This window comes from Streptomyces sp. NPDC093149 (genome assembly GCF_044754145.1).
In the GTDB taxonomy this organism is placed as follows: domain Bacteria; phylum Actinomycetota; class Actinomycetes; order Streptomycetales; family Streptomycetaceae; genus Streptomyces.
The window spans coordinates 20,934-38,713 of the sequence record NZ_JBIVON010000018.1 but is presented as its reverse complement, the minus strand read 5'-3'; the positions used below and the strand labels follow the sequence as shown (position 1 = coordinate 38,713).

14 protein-coding genes are annotated in these 17,780 nt (G+C 71.7%); 8 read left to right on the top strand and 6 right to left on the bottom strand.

Annotated elements, in window-relative coordinates; genetic code table 11:
- Positions 1–55 precede the first annotated feature (55 nt).
- Together ACIQCZ_RS35270 and fxsA are read left to right on the top strand one after the other, a co-directional pair.
- Positions 56–823: a polyprenol monophosphomannose synthase gene (locus tag ACIQCZ_RS35270; protein ID WP_402288849.1), complete on the top strand. Its 768-nt coding sequence runs from the start codon at positions 56–58 to the stop codon at positions 821–823.
- Positions 824–908: 85 nt separating this feature from the next.
- Entirely contained in the window at positions 909–1,499 is a 591-nt protein-coding gene (gene fxsA, locus ACIQCZ_RS35265; protein WP_402288846.1) for an FxsA family membrane protein, read from the top strand.
- 90 nt (positions 1,500–1,589) lie between these two features.
- On the opposite strand, the gene ACIQCZ_RS35260 is transcribed toward fxsA, so the two are convergent.
- The 4 genes from ACIQCZ_RS35260 to ACIQCZ_RS35245 all read right to left on the bottom strand — a co-directional run bounded on the left by ACIQCZ_RS35260 (position 1,590) and on the right by ACIQCZ_RS35245 (position 5,136).
- Positions 1,590–1,964, bottom strand: coding sequence for an RNA polymerase-binding protein RbpA (locus tag ACIQCZ_RS35260; RefSeq protein ID WP_007262928.1), 375 nt, complete (start codon positions 1,962–1,964; stop codon positions 1,590–1,592).
- A gap of 274 nt (positions 1,965–2,238) precedes the next feature.
- Positions 2,239–3,603 carry an MFS transporter gene (locus ACIQCZ_RS35255; RefSeq protein WP_402288844.1) on the bottom strand — a complete coding sequence of 455 codons (1,365 nt, stop codon included), beginning with the start codon at positions 3,601–3,603 and terminating at the stop codon, positions 2,239–2,241.
- 46 nt (positions 3,604–3,649) lie between these two features.
- Positions 3,650–4,414, bottom strand: a complete 765-nt coding sequence (locus tag ACIQCZ_RS35250; protein ID WP_402288841.1) for a glycerophosphodiester phosphodiesterase — start codon at positions 4,412–4,414, stop codon at positions 3,650–3,652.
- The gene (locus ACIQCZ_RS35245; protein ID WP_402288840.1) at positions 4,411–5,136 is read right to left on the bottom strand and encodes a YitT family protein; all 726 of its coding nucleotides are present in this window, start codon (positions 5,134–5,136) and stop codon (positions 4,411–4,413) included. Before ACIQCZ_RS35245 ends, ACIQCZ_RS35250 begins: the two co-directional genes overlap by 4 nt.
- Positions 5,137–5,239: 103 nt before the next feature.
- Here ACIQCZ_RS35245 and ACIQCZ_RS35240 point away from each other — a divergent pair, with 103 nt between their 5' ends.
- Positions 5,240–6,739, top strand: coding sequence for a PLP-dependent aminotransferase family protein (locus ACIQCZ_RS35240; protein WP_402288837.1), 1,500 nt, complete (start codon positions 5,240–5,242; stop codon positions 6,737–6,739).
- Positions 6,740–6,798: 59 nt separating this feature from the next.
- Here ACIQCZ_RS35240 and ACIQCZ_RS35235 read toward each other — a convergent pair whose 3' ends face one another.
- Positions 6,799–8,433 carry a hypothetical protein gene (locus tag ACIQCZ_RS35235; protein WP_402288836.1) on the bottom strand — a complete coding sequence of 545 codons (1,635 nt, stop codon included), beginning with the start codon at positions 8,431–8,433 and terminating at the stop codon, positions 6,799–6,801.
- A 37-nt stretch (positions 8,434–8,470) separates the two neighbouring features.
- Positions 8,471–8,665, bottom strand: coding sequence for a hypothetical protein (locus tag ACIQCZ_RS35230; protein WP_018103962.1), 195 nt, complete (start codon positions 8,663–8,665; stop codon positions 8,471–8,473).
- Between the two features lie 325 nt (positions 8,666–8,990).
- Here ACIQCZ_RS35230 and ACIQCZ_RS35225 point away from each other — a divergent pair, with 325 nt between their 5' ends.
- The 5 genes from ACIQCZ_RS35225 (at position 8,991) to ACIQCZ_RS35205 (ending at position 17,752) form a co-directional block, all read left to right on the top strand.
- Positions 8,991–9,383, top strand: a complete 393-nt coding sequence (locus ACIQCZ_RS35225) for an ankyrin repeat domain-containing protein (protein WP_351083750.1) — start codon at positions 8,991–8,993, stop codon at positions 9,381–9,383.
- A 219-nt stretch (positions 9,384–9,602) separates the two neighbouring features.
- Entirely contained in the window at positions 9,603–11,021 is a 1,419-nt protein-coding gene (locus ACIQCZ_RS35220; RefSeq protein WP_402288834.1) for a HEAT repeat domain-containing protein, read from the top strand.
- Between the two features lie 353 nt (positions 11,022–11,374).
- On the top strand, positions 11,375–15,031 hold the full coding sequence (locus ACIQCZ_RS35215; RefSeq protein ID WP_402288832.1) for a hydantoinase B/oxoprolinase family protein: 3,657 nt from the start codon (positions 11,375–11,377) through the stop codon (positions 15,029–15,031).
- A gap of 83 nt (positions 15,032–15,114) precedes the next feature.
- Entirely contained in the window at positions 15,115–16,641 is a 1,527-nt protein-coding gene (locus tag ACIQCZ_RS35210; protein WP_402288830.1) for a hypothetical protein, read from the top strand.
- A 181-nt stretch (positions 16,642–16,822) separates the two neighbouring features.
- Positions 16,823–17,752: a hypothetical protein gene (locus tag ACIQCZ_RS35205; protein ID WP_376281685.1), complete on the top strand. Its 930-nt coding sequence runs from the start codon at positions 16,823–16,825 to the stop codon at positions 17,750–17,752.
- Positions 17,753–17,780: the final 28 nt, after the last annotated feature.

Sequence of the window (17,780 nt, the reverse complement as noted above, 5' to 3'; positions counted from 1 at the left end):
GGCCCCCGCGCGCTGGATATGGTGTGCACCTGCGTACGGACTTAAGGGGCAGTAAGTGAACGACGGCGGTCAGAGGCGATACGGCCCGCTGGGCAGAACCTTGGTGATCATTCCGACCTACAACGAGGCCGAGAACATCAAGCCGATCGTCAGCCGGGTGCGCGCCGCTGTGCCGGAAGCCGACATCCTGGTCGCCGACGACAACAGCCCCGACGGCACGGGCAAGATCGCCGACGAGCTCGCCTCCGCGGACAGTCAGGTCCAGGTGCTGCATCGCAAGGGCAAGGAAGGGCTGGGCGCGGCCTACCTCGCGGGGTTCGACTGGGGCATCGAGCACGGTTACGGCGTGCTCGTGGAGATGGACGCCGACGGCTCCCACCAGCCCGAGGAACTGCCCCGGCTGCTCACCGCGCTCAAGGGCGCGGACCTGGTGCTGGGCTCCCGCTGGGTGCCGGGCGGACGCGTGGTCAACTGGCCCAAGTCCCGCGAAATGATCTCCCGTGGCGGCAGCACGTACTCCCGGCTCCTCCTCGGCCTGCAGACCAGGGACGTCACCGGTGGGTACCGGGCCTTCCGCGCCGAGACCCTGCAGGGAATCGGTCTCGACCGGGTCGCCTCGCAGGGCTACTGCTTCCAGGTCGACCTGGCCCGCCGTGCCATCGATGCCGGATATCACGTCGTCGAGGTTCCGATCACCTTCGTCGACCGTGAGGTCGGCGACTCGAAGATGAGCCGCGACATCCTGGTCGAGGCGCTCTGGCGGGTCACCTCGTGGGGGGTCGCCTCCCGTACGAACCGGGTCCTCGGCCGCAAGGCGACCTGATCCGGCGGGGGCGGCGGGCTCCGGTCCGCCGCTCGTGATCACCCCCATACGCCGCTCGGACGCGGGTACGGGCACACTGGGGACCATGACGACCGGCAGCACACCGCCCCCGACCGCCCCGAGGCGCTCTCGCGCCCGCACCTTCATCCCCCTCGCCATCGCCGCCTGGGCGGTGCTGGAGATCTGGCTGCTCACCGTCGTGGCCGACGCGGCGGGCGGTTTCACCGTGCTGCTGCTTCTGGTCGCGGGGATCGTGCTCGGGGCTGCGGTGATGAAGCGGGCCGGCCGCCGGGCCTTCCGCAATCTCACCGAGACGCTCCAGCGGATGCCGGGGCAGCCCGGGGCCGCCGCTCCGCAGACCGGGCCCCAGGGAAGCAGGGGCAATGGCTTCCTGATGCTCGGCGGGCTGCTGCTGATGATCCCGGGGCTGATCTCCGACGTCGCGGGGCTCCTGCTGCTGGTGCCGCCGGTCCGTTCGGCGCTGGGCCGGTACGCGGAGCGGTCGCTGGAACGCCGGATGCGTGCGGCGACCCCCGGCAGCCTCTCCGACGCCTTCCAGCAGGCCAGGATTCACCGGCCGGACGGAAAGGTCGTGCAGGGTGAGGTCATCCGTCAGGACGGTGCACAGCCGGGTTCCCGTCCCGACGAGGGCCCCCGGCCGCCGCTGACCCCCTGAGGACCACCCGCGACACGACAGAGCCGCGGGCTGCGACACACACTCGGTGTGTCACAGCCCGCGGCCCTCTCGCGCTGCGATGCCCTGCGGTCAGGCAGACTTCCTGCTGTCCCGCGGATGCACGGCGATGTTCATGGCTCCGGAGCGCAGAACCGCCAGCCTCTCGGCCAGCACCTCCTCCAGCTCCTCGCGTGTGCGCCGCTCCATGAGCATGTCCCAGTGCGTACGCGCAGGCTTGCCCTTCTTCTCCTCGGGGCCATCCCCGTCCACCAGGAGTGCCATGGCGCCGCACGCCTTGCACTCCCACTCCGGCGGAATTTCCGCCTCTACCGAGAACGGCATCTCAAATCGATGTCCGTTCTGGCATGCGTACTCCACCGCCTGGCGCGGGGCCAGATCGATGCCGCGGTCCGTCTCGTAGCTGGTAACCACGAGTCGCGTGCCGCGGAGAGCTCGCTCACTCATGAATCGTGCCTCCCGGGCTTGTCGCCCACAGGACAGGTGTCGCTGTCGTCGTCATCCGGTCAACGTCCGGTCGGCGGTAAAGATTCCCGTTGCCGGTCATGCGTCGCCCGTCGTGCCGCTGCTTATTCAGGTTTCCCAGGGTTCAAGTACCCGCCGATGCCCGGTTTGTCACATCTGGCAGAAGTTGTCACCCAACGGTTCGGCTTCTCCCACTCGCAGTAACGGTCCTCCGGGCAGGCCAAAGGCGTACACTACCGGCCTTTCACTTCAACGTCTAAATCCGTTCCGGAACGGGATTGCCCGCAGCCGCCACGGCCTGCCGGACAGGCACCCTCGCGAGCAGTACGGAACCGATCACGAAGAAGATCACCAACGAGATGATCGCATCCCGGTAGCTCCCGGTCAGCTGATACGCGAGACCGAACACCAGCGGTCCCAGCCAGCTCAGTCCGCGGTCGCTCATCTCGTACGCGGAGAAGTACTCGGCCTCCTTGCCGCGCGGGACCAGATGGGAGAACAGCGAGCGCGACAGCGCCTGGCTGCCGCCGAGCACCAGACCGATCGCCGAGGCCAGCACGTAGAAGAAGACCGGTGCGTCGGCGGGCAGGAAGTAGCCGGCCACGAGAATCAGCGTCCAGACGGCGAGCGAGCCGAGGATCGTGCTCTTCGCGCCGTACACCCGGGCCAGCCGGCCCATCGCCAGCGCTCCGGCCACCGCCAGCACCTGCACCAGCAGTACGGCTGTGATCAGCGTCGTCTGGTCGAGCCCCAGTTCCTCGGAGCCGTACACCGAGGCTTGGGAGATCACCGTCTGCACACCGTCGTTGTAGACGAGATACGCCAGCAGGAACGAGAGTGTCAGCGGATGGCGGCGCATGTCGCGCAGGGTGGCCAGCAGCTGCCGCCACCCCGAACCGACCGCCCCCTCGCCGCCCGGCGTCACCCGCCGGTCGCGCAGTCGGCGCAGCGGCACGACGGTGAAGGCGCCCCACCACACGCCGGCCGACGCGAGACAGATCCGCACCGCGTCGGACTCGGAGAGGCCGAAGGAGTCGTGGCCCGTGTACAGGACCAGATTCAGGACGAGGACGAAGGCGCCCGAGGTGTACCCGAAGGCCCAGCCGCGGGAGGAGACCGCGTCCCGTTCGTCGGGCTCGGCGATCTGCGGCAGATAGGCGTTGTAGAGCACCATCGACACGGAGATCGAGGCGTTCGCCACGATCAGCAGGAACGCGCCCAGCAGATAGCGGTGACCGTCCAGGAAGAACATGCCGGTGGTCGCGGCGGCGCCCACGTAGGCGGCGGCCGCGAGCAGCGGCTTCTTCCGCCCCGTCCGGTCCGCGGCGGCACCCACGACCGGCATCACGATCACCGCGACGACGACGGACACGGAGACCGCGTAGGCGAAGAGCGATCCGGCGCGCACGGGTATGCCGAGCGGATGGACGAAACCGTCGGCGTCGGCGGCCGCCTTGGCGACCGACGTCAGATAGGGGCCGAGGAACACCGTCAGCACGCTCGTCGAGTAGACGGAGCAGGCGAAGTCGTAGAAATACCAGCCGCGCTGCTCGCGTCTGCGGCTCGCGGCGTCGGCGGAACCCGTCGTGAGTCCCGTCGGCTCGGCGGTGTCGGCGCTCAAGGCGCACCCCCTCGTCTCTCCCCGTGGAGACCCCGCACGGCCGGCGTCAGGCCCAGGCCCCCCGCTCGCTCAGCACCGTGCGCAGCGTCTCGATGTGATCGGTCATGATGCCATCCACACCGAGGTCGAGGAGCGCTGCCATCCGCTCCGGTTCGTTCACCGTCCAGACGTGCACCTGGAGTCCGCGTGCGTGCGCCTCGCGCACGAAGCGCCGGTCGACCACCCTGATGCCGTTCTGGCTCTCCGGCACCTGCACGCACACCGCGCCGGAGCGCACGGCCGCCGGGATGCCGTACGAGCGCAGCCGCAGGCCGAGCACGCCGCGCACGCCGTAGGAGGTGGCCAGCCGGGGCCCGCCGAGGCGGTGCGCCCTGGCCACCCGGGCCTCCGAGAACGAGCCGACGCACACCCGGTCCCAGGCATCCGTCCGGTGGATCAGACCGATCAGCGGGACCAGGGCGGACTCGGCCTTGATGTCGACGTTCCAGCGGGCCTCGGGGAACGTCTCCAGCAGCTCCTCGAACAGCGGCAGCGGCTCCCGGCCGGCGACCCTGGCCCGCCGCACCTCGCTCCACGGCAGCTCGGCCATCCGGCCCCGGGCGTCCGTCACCCGGTCCAGAGTGCTGTCGTGGAAGGCGACCAGGCGGCCGTCCGCCGTGGTGTGCACATCGGTCTCGAAGTAGCGGTACCCGGCGTCGGCGGCCCGGCGGAACGCGGCCGTCGTGTTCTCGATCCCGCCCGCCGCACCGCCGCGGTGCGCGAAGGGGATCGTCGCGGGATGGTCCAGGTAGGGGTGGCGTACGGAGGTCACTTCGGCAGTATGACTCGATCCGGTGTCCGGGCGGTGACGGCGGCGTCGCCGCCGTCCGGCCCGCAGCCGTCGGTGGCGCTCTCGCCGGACGCGGCGGCCGGCTCCACGGCCGGCTTTCCGCCGATGGCGAAGAAACGCAGGAAGAACTGGGCGAGCGGGCCGATGGTCAGGGCGTACAGCACCGTGCCCGCGCCGAGGGAGCCGCCGAGCACGAAGCCGGTGACCACGACCGCCACCTCGATCAGGGTGCGGACGAGCCGGATGGAGCGGCCGGTACGCAGATGCAGGCCGGTCATGAGCCCGTCGCGCGGTCCCGGGCCGAAGCGCGCGGCGATGTACAGCCCCGTCGCGACACCGTTGACCGCGATGCCCGCGACCATCACGGCGATCCGTGCGGCGAGGCCGTGCACATCCGGTACGAGCGCGAGGGTGCCGTCCATGGCGATGCCCACGGCGAAGACGTTGGAGACGGTGCCGAGGCCGGGGCGCTGCCTGATCGGTATCCACAGCAGCAGAACGACGGCGCCGACGATGATCGATACGACCCCGATGGACACCCCGGTGCGCTCCGCGAGCCCCTGATGCAGCACCCCCCAGGGTTCGAGACCGAGGCCGGCGCGGACCAGGAGCGCCGAACTCGCCCCGTACAGCGCGAGGCCGACGTACAGCTGGATGAGCCTGCGTGTGACGTGCGCCCCGCGAGGGACGGGCGTGATGGACAAGAGGTGCCCCCCTGATGTGGTGGTAGTGGACCGGCGCATGTCACTCTGTGGCAGGGGATTGGCTGCCAACTATGGCCAATCCGAGGAAGGTGGACTGATTTTCATGGCGCAGTGGACTTCGGCGGTCGGCGCGGCACAGCTCGCCCGGCAGCTCCAGGCCCAACAGTCCCGGTCCGCCGTACCGGGTGCTCGCCGGCCGCCCGCGTATCGCGCGCTGGCCGACGGGGTGCGTCTGCTCGTCCTCGAAGGCCGGGTGCCGGTCGCCGCCCGGCTCCCCGCCGAGCGCGAACTGGCGCTCGCGCTGTCCGTCAGCCGCACGACCGTCGCCGCGGCGTACGAGGCGCTGCGGACCGAAGGGTTCCTGGAATCCCGCCGGGGGGCCGGCAGCTGGACCGCCGTGCCCGCGGGCAACCCGCTGCCCGCACGCGGCCTCGAACCGCTTCCCCCGGAGTCGCTCGGTTCGATGATCGATCTGGGCTGCGCCTCGCTGCCCGCCCCCGAACCGTGGCTGACCCGGGCGGTCCAGGGAGCCCTGGGGGAGCTCGCACCGTACGCCCACACCCACGGCGACTACCCGGCAGGTCTGCCCGCGCTGCGGCAGATGATCGCCGACCGCTACACCGGCCGCGGCATCCCGACCATGCCCGAACAGATCATGGTCACCACCGGTGCGATGGGCGCGATCGACGCGATCTGTCACCTCTTCGCGGGCCGCGGCGAGCGGATCGCGGTGGAGTCCCCCAGCTACGCCAACATCCTGCAGCTGATGCGGGAGGCGGGTGCCCGGCTGGTGCCGGTGGCGATGGAGGAGGGGCTCGGCGGCTGGGACATGAACCGGTGGCGGCAGGTCCTGCGTGACGCGGCGCCGCGGCTGGCCTATGTCGTCGCCGACTTCCACAACCCCACCGGTGCGCTGGCCGACGAGGACCGGCGGCGCGATCTGGTGGAGGCCGCCCGTTCCGCCGGTACGGTCCTGGTCGTCGACGAGACCATGAACGAGCTGTATCTCGACCCCGACGTGCAGATGCCGCGCCGGGTCTGCGCCTTCGATCCGGCGGGCTCCACCGTGCTCACCGTCGGATCGGCGAGCAAGGCCTTCTGGGCCGGCATGCGGATCGGCTGGGTGCGCGCGGCCCCCGATGTGATCCGCAGCCTGGTGGCCGCCCGCGCCTACGCCGACATGGGGACGCCCGTCCTGGAGCAGCTCGCCGTCAACTGGCTGATGCGCACCGGAGGCTGGGAGGAGGCCGTGCAGGTCCGCCGTGAACAGGCGCGGGACAACCGGGACTCGCTCGTCGCCGCCCTCCGCCGGGAGCTGCCGGACTGGGAGTTCTCCGTTCCGCGCGGCGGGCTGACGCTCTGGGTGCGCACGGGCGGACTCTCCGGTTCCCGTCTCGCGGTGGCGGGGGAGCGGGTAGGCGTACGCGTGCCCTCCGGACCCCGGTTCGGTGTCGACGGCGCCTTCGAGGGGTATGTGCGGCTGCCGTTCACGGTCGGCGGGCCGGTCGCGGACGAGGCGGCGGCGCGGCTCGCGGCGGCGGCGCGGCTGGTGGGTTCGGGGGCGGGCGCGGGGGTGGAGGCGCCGAGGACGTTCGTCGCCTGACCGGCGGGGGCGCGGGGGTGACGGGCCGGGTCGGCCGTACACCCCCGCGCCCGCCCCGTTCAGTCGCCGACCTTCACGCACTCGACGGCGACGGCCGCGGTCGGGGGGTGCGGCATCGCCGGGTCCGGGACGCTCACGACCGGCACGGGCTCTTCGGCGGCCTCGACCGCGACGGCCGCCCCGTCCGGCGCCTGCCGCCCGGGAAGCAGGCCGAGGACCGCCTGCCGCTGCGCCTCACTGGTCGCCTCGTCGTACGGGTCGGGGGTGGCCGGAACCTGGAGCCGCAGCACGGGACCGGTGCCGAGCCGTGCGTACCCCCGGCCGGGCGGGACGTCCGGCGTCGGGGTGGTGTGCGGCTCCACGCCGAGCACCGACTCGACCTGGTCGCGGGAGCAGTGGCCGAGGACGACCCGGGCCCGGGTATGGGTCCGTACGGTCTCGCCGAGGGCGTCCAGGCTGTCGAACTGGTCGGTCATGACCACGGTGACGTTGGCCGCCCTGCCGTGCCGCAGCGGCACCTGGAGCAGTTCCTGGGGGTCCGGTCTGCCGTCGGCCGCCGCCAGATGGCCGAGGACGCCGGGCCGGTCCAGCAGGATCCAGAGCGGGCGTCTGATGTCGTCGGGGGCGGGGTGGCCGGACTGCCGTGCCCGGTTCGCGGCGATCAGTCGCCGCTCCGTCTCGTGGGCCGCCCACTCCAGGGTCGCCAGTGCGCCGGCCAGCCCGCACTCCACGGCCAGCACGCCGTCGCGTCCGGTCAGGCAGGCGTACTCGCCGGTCCCGCTGCCTTCGATGATCAGGATGTCGCCGTGCTGGAGGGCCTGCAGGGCGATGGCGCGCATCAGTGTGGTGGTGCCGCTGCCGGGCTGCCCCACGGCCAGCAGATGCGGCTCGGTGGAGCGGGCCCCCGTCCGCCAGACGACCGGTGGCGCGTCGCGGGTCGTGTCGCCGTCGTGCACGGGAACGGTGCGCTGCACCGCGTCGCCGTCCGTGAACCCCAGCACGGTCTCACCGGGTGCGGTGACGAAGCGCTGGGCCCCGATCGAGGTGGGCAGGGCGTCGAGCACGGTCATGACGAGTTGATTGCCCTCCTCGTTCCAGGCGAAGTGGTACTCCCGGCCGCGGCCCGACTTCGCGTGCAGCAGCCGCTCGATCCTGCCGCGGGAGGCGGCCTCGCTGTCGGTGAAGTAGGCGGGGTACGTCACCCGGAGACGCGTCAGGCGCCCGTCGCCGTCGAACTCGTATTCGCTGAAGGCCTTGTCCCAGTCACCGCCGTGGGAGAACAGCGGGCTCGGGTCCTCGGCCACGGAGAAGTACGGCACGAGTGCTTCGTACAGCGACCGGAGCCGCCCGGTCTCGGCCTCGCCGGGACCGGTCTTCACAGGGGTGCGCTCCCGCCCCTTCCACGCGGCGGCACCCATCACCGCGACCAGGGTGATCACGGACCCGTACGGGATCGTCGCGACGACGAGCAGGCAGGCCGCGACGGAGAACAGCGCCGGGCCACGCTTGTCCTTGGGCGTCGCGGCCCACTTCTGCCGTCCGGCACCGGCGAGCAGCCGCAGACCACGAGTGATCGTGATCAGCGGATGGAGGACGTCGGTGGCGTTGTCGGTGGCCGTGCGCGCGTACTCGCGACTGCGAGCGATCGGGGCGCTGCCGCTGCTCAGAATGCGGGGGAGTGGTCGCCGGGCCACGTCGGTCTCCTGAAGGGGTGGGAGCGGTCGCGGGGGGTCAGAACTTGATCCCGCCCAGGAGGCCGGCGAGACTCGCGCCGCCCGCCGTGATGCTCGGGGCGATGGCGGTGCCCGCCAGGTAGAAGCCGAACAGGGCAGTGACGAGGGCGTGCGACGCCTTGAGGCCGTCCTTCCTGAAGAACAGGAAGACGATGATGCCGAGGATGACTACGCCTGACATGGACAGGATCATGAGAAGTTCTCCTGGTTGGGGGGACAGTCACCATGAGTCCTTCCAGGTTCACCAGAAGTATCTATACGATAAAAGCCGCATTCGAGTGAAAAGTCTGTATTTTCACTGGATTGGCCGACAAGGGTTGTCGTCGGGGTGCCGGGGTGACGGAACATGCGGAGCCGCGTGTTCCGCCGCCGTCGCGGGATGTGATCCTCTGCCTCGGGCGGGCCGGGCCATGTGCGCGGCCGGGCAGTACCCTGTCGGTTCACTCGTACGGCCCCCACGGCGTACGGCCCGGCAGGTCAACAGTGGTGAAACCGGATAATGGAAGGCGGTCCGTCCGATGAGTGAAACCCCCGATCCCGAGGTGGTCGAGCTGGCGACGAAGGTCTTCGACCTGGCCCGCCGGGGGGAGACGGACACACTCGCCGCGTATGTCGACGCCGGAGTCCCCGCGAACCTGACCAACGACCGCGGCGACTCGCTGGTGATGCTGGCCGCCTATCACGGTCACGCCGCCGCGGTCACCGCCCTCGTCGCCCGCGGCGCCGACCCGGACCGGGCCAACGACCGGGGGCAGACGCCGCTCGCCGGAGCCGTCTTCAAGGGCGAGGGTGCGGTGATCGAGGCGCTGCTCGCCGCAGGGGCCGACCCGGCGTCCGGAACACCCTCCGCGCTGGACACCGCGCGCATGTTCGGCAAGGCCGACCTGCTGGAACTCTTCGGCGCCCGCTGACCGGGTACGCCGTAAATGTGGTCGCGGTGGCGAAATGGCTGGGTCATCATGACGTCTCGGGCCCGGTTCGGGCCACGGACGAGAGGCAGAGGAAGATGGTCTACACCAAGCAGAAGACGGCGGTCGGCCGATCATGTTGCTGCGCGGCGTAGTGCCCCACCCGGCACTTGGAACTGCACAGTCCCGGTTGCGTCGACAGCTTGATGTGAGGCTTTTTCCATGTTTGATCCGTTCATAGCGCCGAGCGGCACCCTGCTCGGCCTGCTGCAGAGGGGCCGTGGCGACGGCACGCTCCACGCACTCGCCGCACCACGCCCCGAGGCCCTGGCGGCTCTCAACCACTGCGTCCTGAGCGATCCGCGCCACGACTGGCAGGTGGAGAACCGCTCGCTCTACTACGCACGCCTGTATCTCGACCTCGACGGCGGCATCGAGGAGATCGAGCGCCACCTGTGCGATCCCGACGACCACCTCGACACCGACGACTCCCGCACGGGGCTGGCCCTCGCCGTGCTCGGCCACCTCGCCTCGTACGGACGGGACGACGCGCTGGCCCTGCTGCGGCGGTACGCCGCCACCGGGACCAACTGGGCCTGGGCCCTGGACGAGCTCGCCCTGCGCGACGACGACGCGGGGCTGCGCGCCCTCGCCGTACCCGTGCTCGGCCGGTTCCCGGACACCGAGGACGGCGCCGCCGAGCTGGCTGCGGCCGTACGGGACGCCTTCGAGCCCCGCCCCTGGCGGCTCTGGGCCGACGACCCGCGCGAAGCGGTCGGGGCCAGGATCAGGGCTGCCTCGGAACAGGGCTCCTTCGACCGCTGGCAGCGGCAGATGCGGCCCGGCGGCCCCCGTCCCGGCTGGAGCGTCCAGGCCGTCTTCGACTGGGCCCAGCAGGGAATCGAACGCGGCAGTGTCCTCCATGTCCCGGCCGCGCGCTGCCTCGCCGCCGTCGCCGGTCCCGAGGACCGGTCCGCGATCGTCGAGGCCGCCCGCAGCGGCCCCGACGGCGCCCGCTGCGCCGCGCTGCACTACCTTGCCGAGGCCAGGGATCCCGCTGTGCTCGACCTGATCGAGGCCGCCGCGGTCAGCGTCTCGCGCACCGTCGCCGACGCGGCGGTCGCCGCCTTCGAGCGGATGTGCGGTGACGCGGCGGTGGACCGAGCCAGGCGCTGGGCCAGGCGGCCCGACGCGCTCGGTGCCTCCGCGGCCGGTGTGCTCGCCTGCCGGGGCGGGGCCCAGGACGCCCCACTGGTCCTCGGCGCACTCCGCGAGGCCGTGAGGGGCGAGGGGCCGGACGCCCCACGCCTGTGGACCCTCGTCGACGGAACGGGCCGACTGGGCATCGCCTGTGCCGCCCCCGTGCTGCGCCATGTCTACCGGGAGACGTCCTCCTCGCATCTGCGCGGACGGGCGGCCCGCGCACTGGCCGCGACCGACCCCTCCTTCGCCACCGGCTTCGCCGTCGAATGCCTGTGGGACTGCGAGGAGACCACCCGTGAGGTCGCCGCACTCCATGCGGAGACCGGCGACATCAGGGTCGCCGAGCGACTGCGCCGGCTGGCTGCCGACCCGGCCGAGGAGGCAGAGGTGCAGACGGCGGTACGCAGCAGGATCGGGCCCGACACCCCGGCGGTCTGACCCGGGTACGCACAGCGGCGCGCGTCGGGGGCGCGCGGTGCGAAGGGGCGAGCGCTGCCCCGGACACGGAAGGGGCGAGCGCTGCCCCGGACACGGGAGAGGCGTTCGCCGCCGCGGTACGGGAGTTGCTCGGGCGCCCGCAGGACGAGCGCCGGGCCATGGCGAGACGACGGGCCGAACTCTTCGGCTGGGACCGCTCGGTGGCCGCGTTCCTGGCCGCGCACGGCGTGCCGTACCTGGGCGGGATCGCGGAGGCACGGGCATGAGCGGTGCGGCGTTCCACGACCGTGCGTCACCGGGGAGCCGCCCGTGCCGCCTGGCCCGTCGCCCGTGGAACGGGCCAGTATGGGGGGATGAGCGGACGCTGGGACTTCTGGATCGACCGTGGCGGGACGTTCACCGATGTCGTGGGGCGGGACCCCGACGGACACCTGGTCACCCGCAAGCTGCTCTCCCACGACCCGGACCGCTACCGCGACGCCGCCGTGGCCGGCATCCGGGGCCTGCTCGGCCTCGGCCCCGCCGACCCGGTCCCCGCCGACCGGGTCGGCACGGTGAAGATCGGCACGACGGTCGCCACCAACGCCCTGCTGGAGCGGCACGGCGAACCGACCGTCCTGGTCATCACGGAAGGCTTCCGGGACGCTCTGCGCATCGCCTACCAGAACAGGCCGAGGCTCTTCGACCGCCGGATCCTGCTGCCCGAGGCCGTGTACGAGCGGGTGATCGAGGTCCCCGAACGGATCGACGCCCGCGGCGGGGTCGTGACCCCGCTGGACCGGGAAGCGGTGGCCGAGCGGCTCAAGGCCGCGCGGGCCGACGGTCTGCGCAGCGCGGCCGTCGTCCTGATGCACGGCTACCGCCACCCCGCGCACGAGAGCGCCGTGGCAGCCGTGGCCCGCGAGGCGGGCTTCACCCAGGTCAGCTGCTCGCACGAAGTGAGCCCGCTGATCAAGCTCGTGCCACGCGGTGACACCACCGTCGTCGACGCCTACCTCTCGCCGATCCTGCGCAGGTACGTCGACGAGGTCGCCCGCGAACTCAAGGGCATCCGGCTGATGTTCATGCAGTCCAACGGCGGACTGCGCGAGGCCTCCCACTTCCGGGGCAAGGACGCGGTGCTCTCCGGTCCCGCCGGTGGTGTGGTCGGCATGGCCCGTACGTCCGAACAGGCCGGATTCGACCGGGTCATCGGCTTCGACATGGGTGGCACATCCACCGACGTGTCGCACTACGCGGGCGCGTTCGAACGCGAACTCGGCACCCAGGTCGCCGGTGTGCGGATGCGCGCCCCCATGATGAACATCCACACCGTCGCGGCCGGCGGCGGCTCCGTCCTGCACTTCGACGGCCATCGCTACCGGGTGGGCCCCGACTCCGCGGGCGCGGTTCCCGGCCCGGCCTGCTACCGCCGTGGCGGGCCGCTGACAGTCACCGACGCCAATGTGATGCTCGGCCGGGTCCAGCCCGCACACTTCCCCGCCGTCTTCGGACCGGACGGCGACCTCCCCCTCGACGCGGACCTCGTCCGCGAACGCTTCGACGCGCTCGCCGAGGACGTGGCGCGTGCCACCGGAACACGGCGCACGGCTGCCGAGGTCGCCGCCGGATTCCTGGAGATCGCCGTGCTCAACATGGCCAACGCGGTCAAGAAGATCTCCGTGCAGCGGGGGCACGACATCACCCGCTACGCCCTGACGGGCTTCGGCGGCGCCGGAGGCCAGCACGTCTGCGCCGTCGCCGACGCCCTGGGCATCGACACCGTCCTCGTACCGCCCCTGGCCGGTGTGCTGTCCGCGTACGGCATCGGTCTCGCCGACGCCACCGCCATGCGCGAACAGTCCGTGGAGGCGGAACTGAACGGGGCGACGTGGACCCGGCTCGGCGGACTCTGCGACGAACTCGCCGCCCGCACCCGCGCCGAACTGCGGGCCGACGCCGTCCCCGACAGCGCGATCAGCACCCATGCCCGGGTCCTCCTGCGCTACGCCGGTACGGACTCCAGCCTGTCCGTCGACCTGGACACCGCATCCGCCATGGCCGAGGCGTTCACCGCGCAGCACCGCGCACGCTACGCCTTCACCATGGACAAGCCCCTGGTCGTCGAGGCGGTGTCGGTCGAGGCGACCGGAACGGCGGGGCGGTACGCACCGGGCCCGGCCGACCGTGCTCCTCGTGCGAGCTCACCGCCCCGACCCCACGACACCGTAAGGATGTTCGCGGAAGGCCGATGGCAGCAGACCCCGCTCCACCGACGTGAGGAACTGCGCCCCGCGGCCACCGTGACCGGCCCCGCGGTCATCGCGGAGGCGGATGCCACCACCGTCGTCGACCCCGGCTGGCAGGCCATCCGCGCCGACACCGGGCATCTCCTGCTCACCCGCGTCCGCCCGCGCCCGGACCGGACGGCCGTCGGTACCCGCGTCGACCCCGTCATGCTGGAGATCTTCAACAACCTCTTCATGTCGATCGCCGAACAGATGGGCGTGCGACTGGAGAACACGGCACACTCCGTCAACATCAAGGAGCGGCTCGACTTCTCCTGTGCCCTTTTCGACGCGGAGGGCAATCTGATCGCCAACGCCCCGCACATTCCCGTCCACCTCGGCTCGATGGGGGAGTCCATCAAGGAGGTGCTCCGGCGCAACGGCGGAGCGATGCGGCCCGGCGACGTGTACGCCATCAACGATCCCTACCACGGGGGCACGCACCTGCCCGATGTGACCGTGGTGACACCCGTGTTCGACGAGCGCGGTGACGAAGGACCCCGGCTCCGCTTCCTCGTCGCCTCACGCGGACACCACGCCGAGATCGGCGGCATCACCCCCGGCTCGATGCCCGCCTTCAGCCGCACCATCCACGAGGAGGGGGTGCTCTTCGACAACTGGCTGCTGGTACGGGACGGCAGGCTCCGCGAGGCCGAGACGCGCGAGCTGCTCACCGGTGCCGCCCACCCCTCCCGCGACCCGGACACCAACCTCGCCGACCTGCGCGCCCAGATCGCCGCGAACGAGAAGGGCATCGCCGAACTGCGCCGCATGGTGGAGCAGTTCGGCCCGGAGGCGGTCGCCGCGTACATGGGACACGTACAGGACAACGCCGAGGAGTCCGTCCGCCGGATCATCGCCGAACTGCGCGACGGCAGCTACCGCTACGAGACCGACAACGGCGCGGTCATCGAGGTCGCCCTCACCGTGGACCGGGCCACGCGCGGTGCGGTCGTCGACTTCACCGGCACCTCACCGCAGCAGCCGGGGAACTTCAACGCGCCGACATCCGTGGTCATGGCGGCCGTGCTGTACGTCTTCCGGACCCTGGTCGCCGACGACATCCCGCTCAACAGCGGCTGCCTCAAGCCCCTGGAGGTCAGAATTCCGCAGGGCTCCATGCTCGCCCCCGTCCATCCGGCGGCCACCGTCGCGGGAAACGTGGAGACGTCCCAGGCCGTCACCGGCGCCCTGTACGCGGCGCTCGGCATCCAGGCAGAGGGTTCGGGAACCATGAACAACCTCACCTTCGGCAACGAACGGGTCCAGTACTACGAGACCGTGGCGAGCGGATCGGGCGCGGGCGACGGCTTCGACGGCGCGGACGCCGTGCAGACCCACATGACCAACTCCCGTCTCACCGACCCCGAAGTCCTCGAATGGCGCTACCCCGTGCTGCTGGAGAGCTTCCGGGTACGGGACGGCAGCGGGGGCGCGGGGCGCTGGCACGGCGGTTGCGGCGTGGAGCGGCGCATCCGTTTTCTCGAACCCGTCACGGTGGCGCTGCTCTGCGGACACCGCCGGGTCCGGCCCTACGGAATGGCGGGCGGCGAACCCGGCGCCGCGGGCGAGCAGTACGTCGAGCGCGCGGACGGCCGGACCGTCACGCCGCTGCGAGGCTGTGACACGGCCGACCTGCGGCGAGGGGACGTACTCGTGCTCCGCACACCGGGCGGCGGGGGCTACGGAGCCCCGGATCCGGCCCCGGACGGCCGTCCCGGGCGCCTTGCCGAACAAGGGTGAGGTTGCCGTCTGCGCACTTCCGGCAACGGGTCGCTTCTGCGCCGTTTCGACCGTTGTCGGTCCGAGGACCTAATCTGTGCAGCGTGACTTCGCCTGCCTACACGGACAACGCTGCGCCCCAGCTCAGCGCGGGGCCGCGGCCCGCCCCGGGCCCGGCCGCCGACGAGGGGCTCTCGCGGCGGCTGCGAGCGCTCGCCTGCACGGCGCCGCTGCACGACCTCGATGTGCGCAAGGCGAATCTGGCCGGTGAGTACACGATCTACACGATGGCCGAGATCGCGCTCGCCGCCATCGACCTCGTCACCCTCAACATGGACTTCGACACGGGTGCCGACCACGACCAGATAGTGACCAGGGTCCTTCCCCGCGTCGCCGCCCAGGCTCCGGACCGCCCGGCCGTCGAGCACGAGCGGGTCGCCCGCTGGGTGCTGGAGAACCTGATCAATGTCGGCAGCGTCGACCGTGGATTCCGTGCGGTGTACGGCACTTTCGGCCCTGATGGGGTATATGTTCGCCGCGATTACGACTTCAAGCTGATCGAAGAGGTCCCGGGGCACGGCGGCACCGTCTTTCTCCGGGCCACCGACGAAGCGGTCAACGTCCTGGTCGGAGCCCTCGACACGGACGTCACCAGCGCCCAGATCGCCGCCGAGGTGAAGCTGGAGGTCCTCATCAGCCGGGGCCGCCTCGCGGACGCACAGCTCGCCGCCGAGCAGGCCCGTTACCGCACCGTGCAGTACGCGGAGACCCTGCGCAAGACGCTGGAGGCCACCCGGCGCAACGTCCGGGCCGTCGACTGGCTCAACGCCGTACCCGACATGATCGCCGAAGCGCTCGACCACGTCGCCGACCGCTACCGCCACGAGAACGCGATCCTCACCAACATCCGCAAGGCGCGCGACGAGGCGGAGGAGCCCGAGCACAAGCGGCGCGCCGCCGAGCTCGTGGACATCGTCAAGGACTGCATCCGCCGCCACACCCAGCTGCAGTCCCGGCTGCTGGAAGCCGGACCGCTGTTCCGCGCCGAACAGGACCGGCAGGCGTTCGCCACGCCTGCGGCCCGCACCGGCCTCGATCTGTACGGTCAGCTGGTCGGCCCGCTGCTCCCGCTCCCCGTCGAACACGCCATCCGTGTCACGGACGCCTTCTTCGCCCACGGCACCGGACTGCGCACCCCCACCTCGGTGCGGGTGGGCGACCTCGTCGACATGCTGCTCACACCACCCCTGGAACGCGAGCACCTGGGCGCCGAGATGCCCGAACCCGACCTGATCGCCACTCCGGACGACAGCAGGTTCAGCGAGGAGCAGCTCGCGAGCGCCATGGAACTCCTGGATCTGGAGCACGACGCCCCGCGCCGGCTCTCCGGACTCCTCGCCGAGGCCCGGCGCCGCGACCCCGAACTGCCGTATCTGGTCGCCCTGCTCGCGGTGCACGCCGCGAGCCCGCCGGTCGGCACCGCCTACCGGCAGGGCGAGCAGCGTCTGTTGTTCTCCGTCGACGACGGGACACAGCTCGACGACCCGGAGTTCGGCGGTGCGGACCTGATAGTGGGTACGGCCCTGCTGGACGCGGCCGGGATGGCCGCGGACCGCTCGGAGGCGTCATGAGGGGCGCGCCGCAGGAGGCGCACGAGTCGCCGATCCGGCCGGCGCACCTCGTCCCGGAGCGTCGCCGCCTTGCCGGTGGACCGGCCGGAGCCGCGCCGCTCGGGACGGAGGGGGCGAGAGCCGGCGCCGTCCACCCCGTCCACCCCGTACCGAAGAGTTTCCGCAGCAAGGAGCGACAGTCGTGAGCGACCACCGCGCACAGCACGCCGACGCGTGGAGCGAGCCGACCGCCGCGTACGCGACCGAGAGCACGGCCTGTGCGGACCCGGCCGGGCCCGCCGCCACCGCACCCGTCACCCCGGCCGACGCGGCCGACGCCGCCCGGCTCGTCGCCTTCGGGCTCCAGCCCAAACTGCTGCCCGCACGTGACGCCGAATACGCCGAACTGCTCCGTCGCTACCGGGAGGAGCCCGCTTTCGCCCGGCTCGCCGACGCCGTGGCGACCGGACTCGGCCTGGTCGTGCTGGAGGTGTCCACCCGCGCCGGGATGGCCGTCACCGCCGGTGAGGACTCGGTCTTCGCCGTCCGCATGGGCGACTACGCCCGTCGCGCGTCGTCCGACTCCGCCGACCGGTTCCTGCACGGCCTCGCACACCTCGCCGTCGCCGCGATGGCCTTCCCCCGTCCCGAGGACCTCGCCGACGACGCGTACATCGGCCGGATCACCGTCAACGGCGTCGACTCGTTCGTACGCCAGGCGTGCCATCGGCTGGAGGAGCGCGCGGAGGAGCAGGGCGACAACACCGACCCGGCCACCGACGCCCCCGGACTGGAGGCGGCCTGGCGTATCTACGCCCGGCGCAGCGCCACCGGAGCCACGAAGGACGCCCGAAGGCTGGCCGGTTCCACCACCGGCATCGTCGGCAAGGCCGTCGCCTTCCTCACCGATTCGGGCTTCCTCCAGCGCACCGGGGACGACGCCGGAGGCGCCTTCCGCACCACCGCGCGCTACCAGCTCCAGGTCCGTGACATGGCCGGTGGCGCCGCCATGGCCGAGCTGCTGGAGCTCGGAGTCGTACCGGTCACCGACGGAACGGCGACGCTGCTGCCACCGCCCGACGCCGACGACCTGGAGCTGGCCGCCGACGCCGGTCTGCCCTTCCACGCCTGACCGGTCCGCCCCACCACCGCCGTCTGCC

Excerpts from the sequence above, each read along its gene's own strand:
- fxsA (WP_402288846.1), top strand. The coding sequence starts at position 909 with ATGACGACCGGCAGCACACCGCCCCCGACCGCCCCGAGGCGCTCTCGC.
- ACIQCZ_RS35260 (WP_007262928.1), bottom strand. The coding sequence starts at position 1,964 with ATGAGTGAGCGAGCTCTCCGCGGCACGCGACTCGTGGTTACCAGCTAC.
- ACIQCZ_RS35240 (WP_402288837.1), top strand. The coding sequence starts at position 5,240 with ATGGCGCAGTGGACTTCGGCGGTCGGCGCGGCACAGCTCGCCCGGCAG.
- ACIQCZ_RS35230 (WP_018103962.1), bottom strand. The coding sequence starts at position 8,665 with ATGATCCTGTCCATGTCAGGCGTAGTCATCCTCGGCATCATCGTCTTC.
- ACIQCZ_RS35225 (WP_351083750.1), top strand. The coding sequence starts at position 8,991 with ATGAGTGAAACCCCCGATCCCGAGGTGGTCGAGCTGGCGACGAAGGTC.
- ACIQCZ_RS35220 (WP_402288834.1), top strand. The coding sequence starts at position 9,603 with ATGTTTGATCCGTTCATAGCGCCGAGCGGCACCCTGCTCGGCCTGCTG.
- ACIQCZ_RS35215 (WP_402288832.1), top strand. The coding sequence starts at position 11,375 with ATGAGCGGACGCTGGGACTTCTGGATCGACCGTGGCGGGACGTTCACC.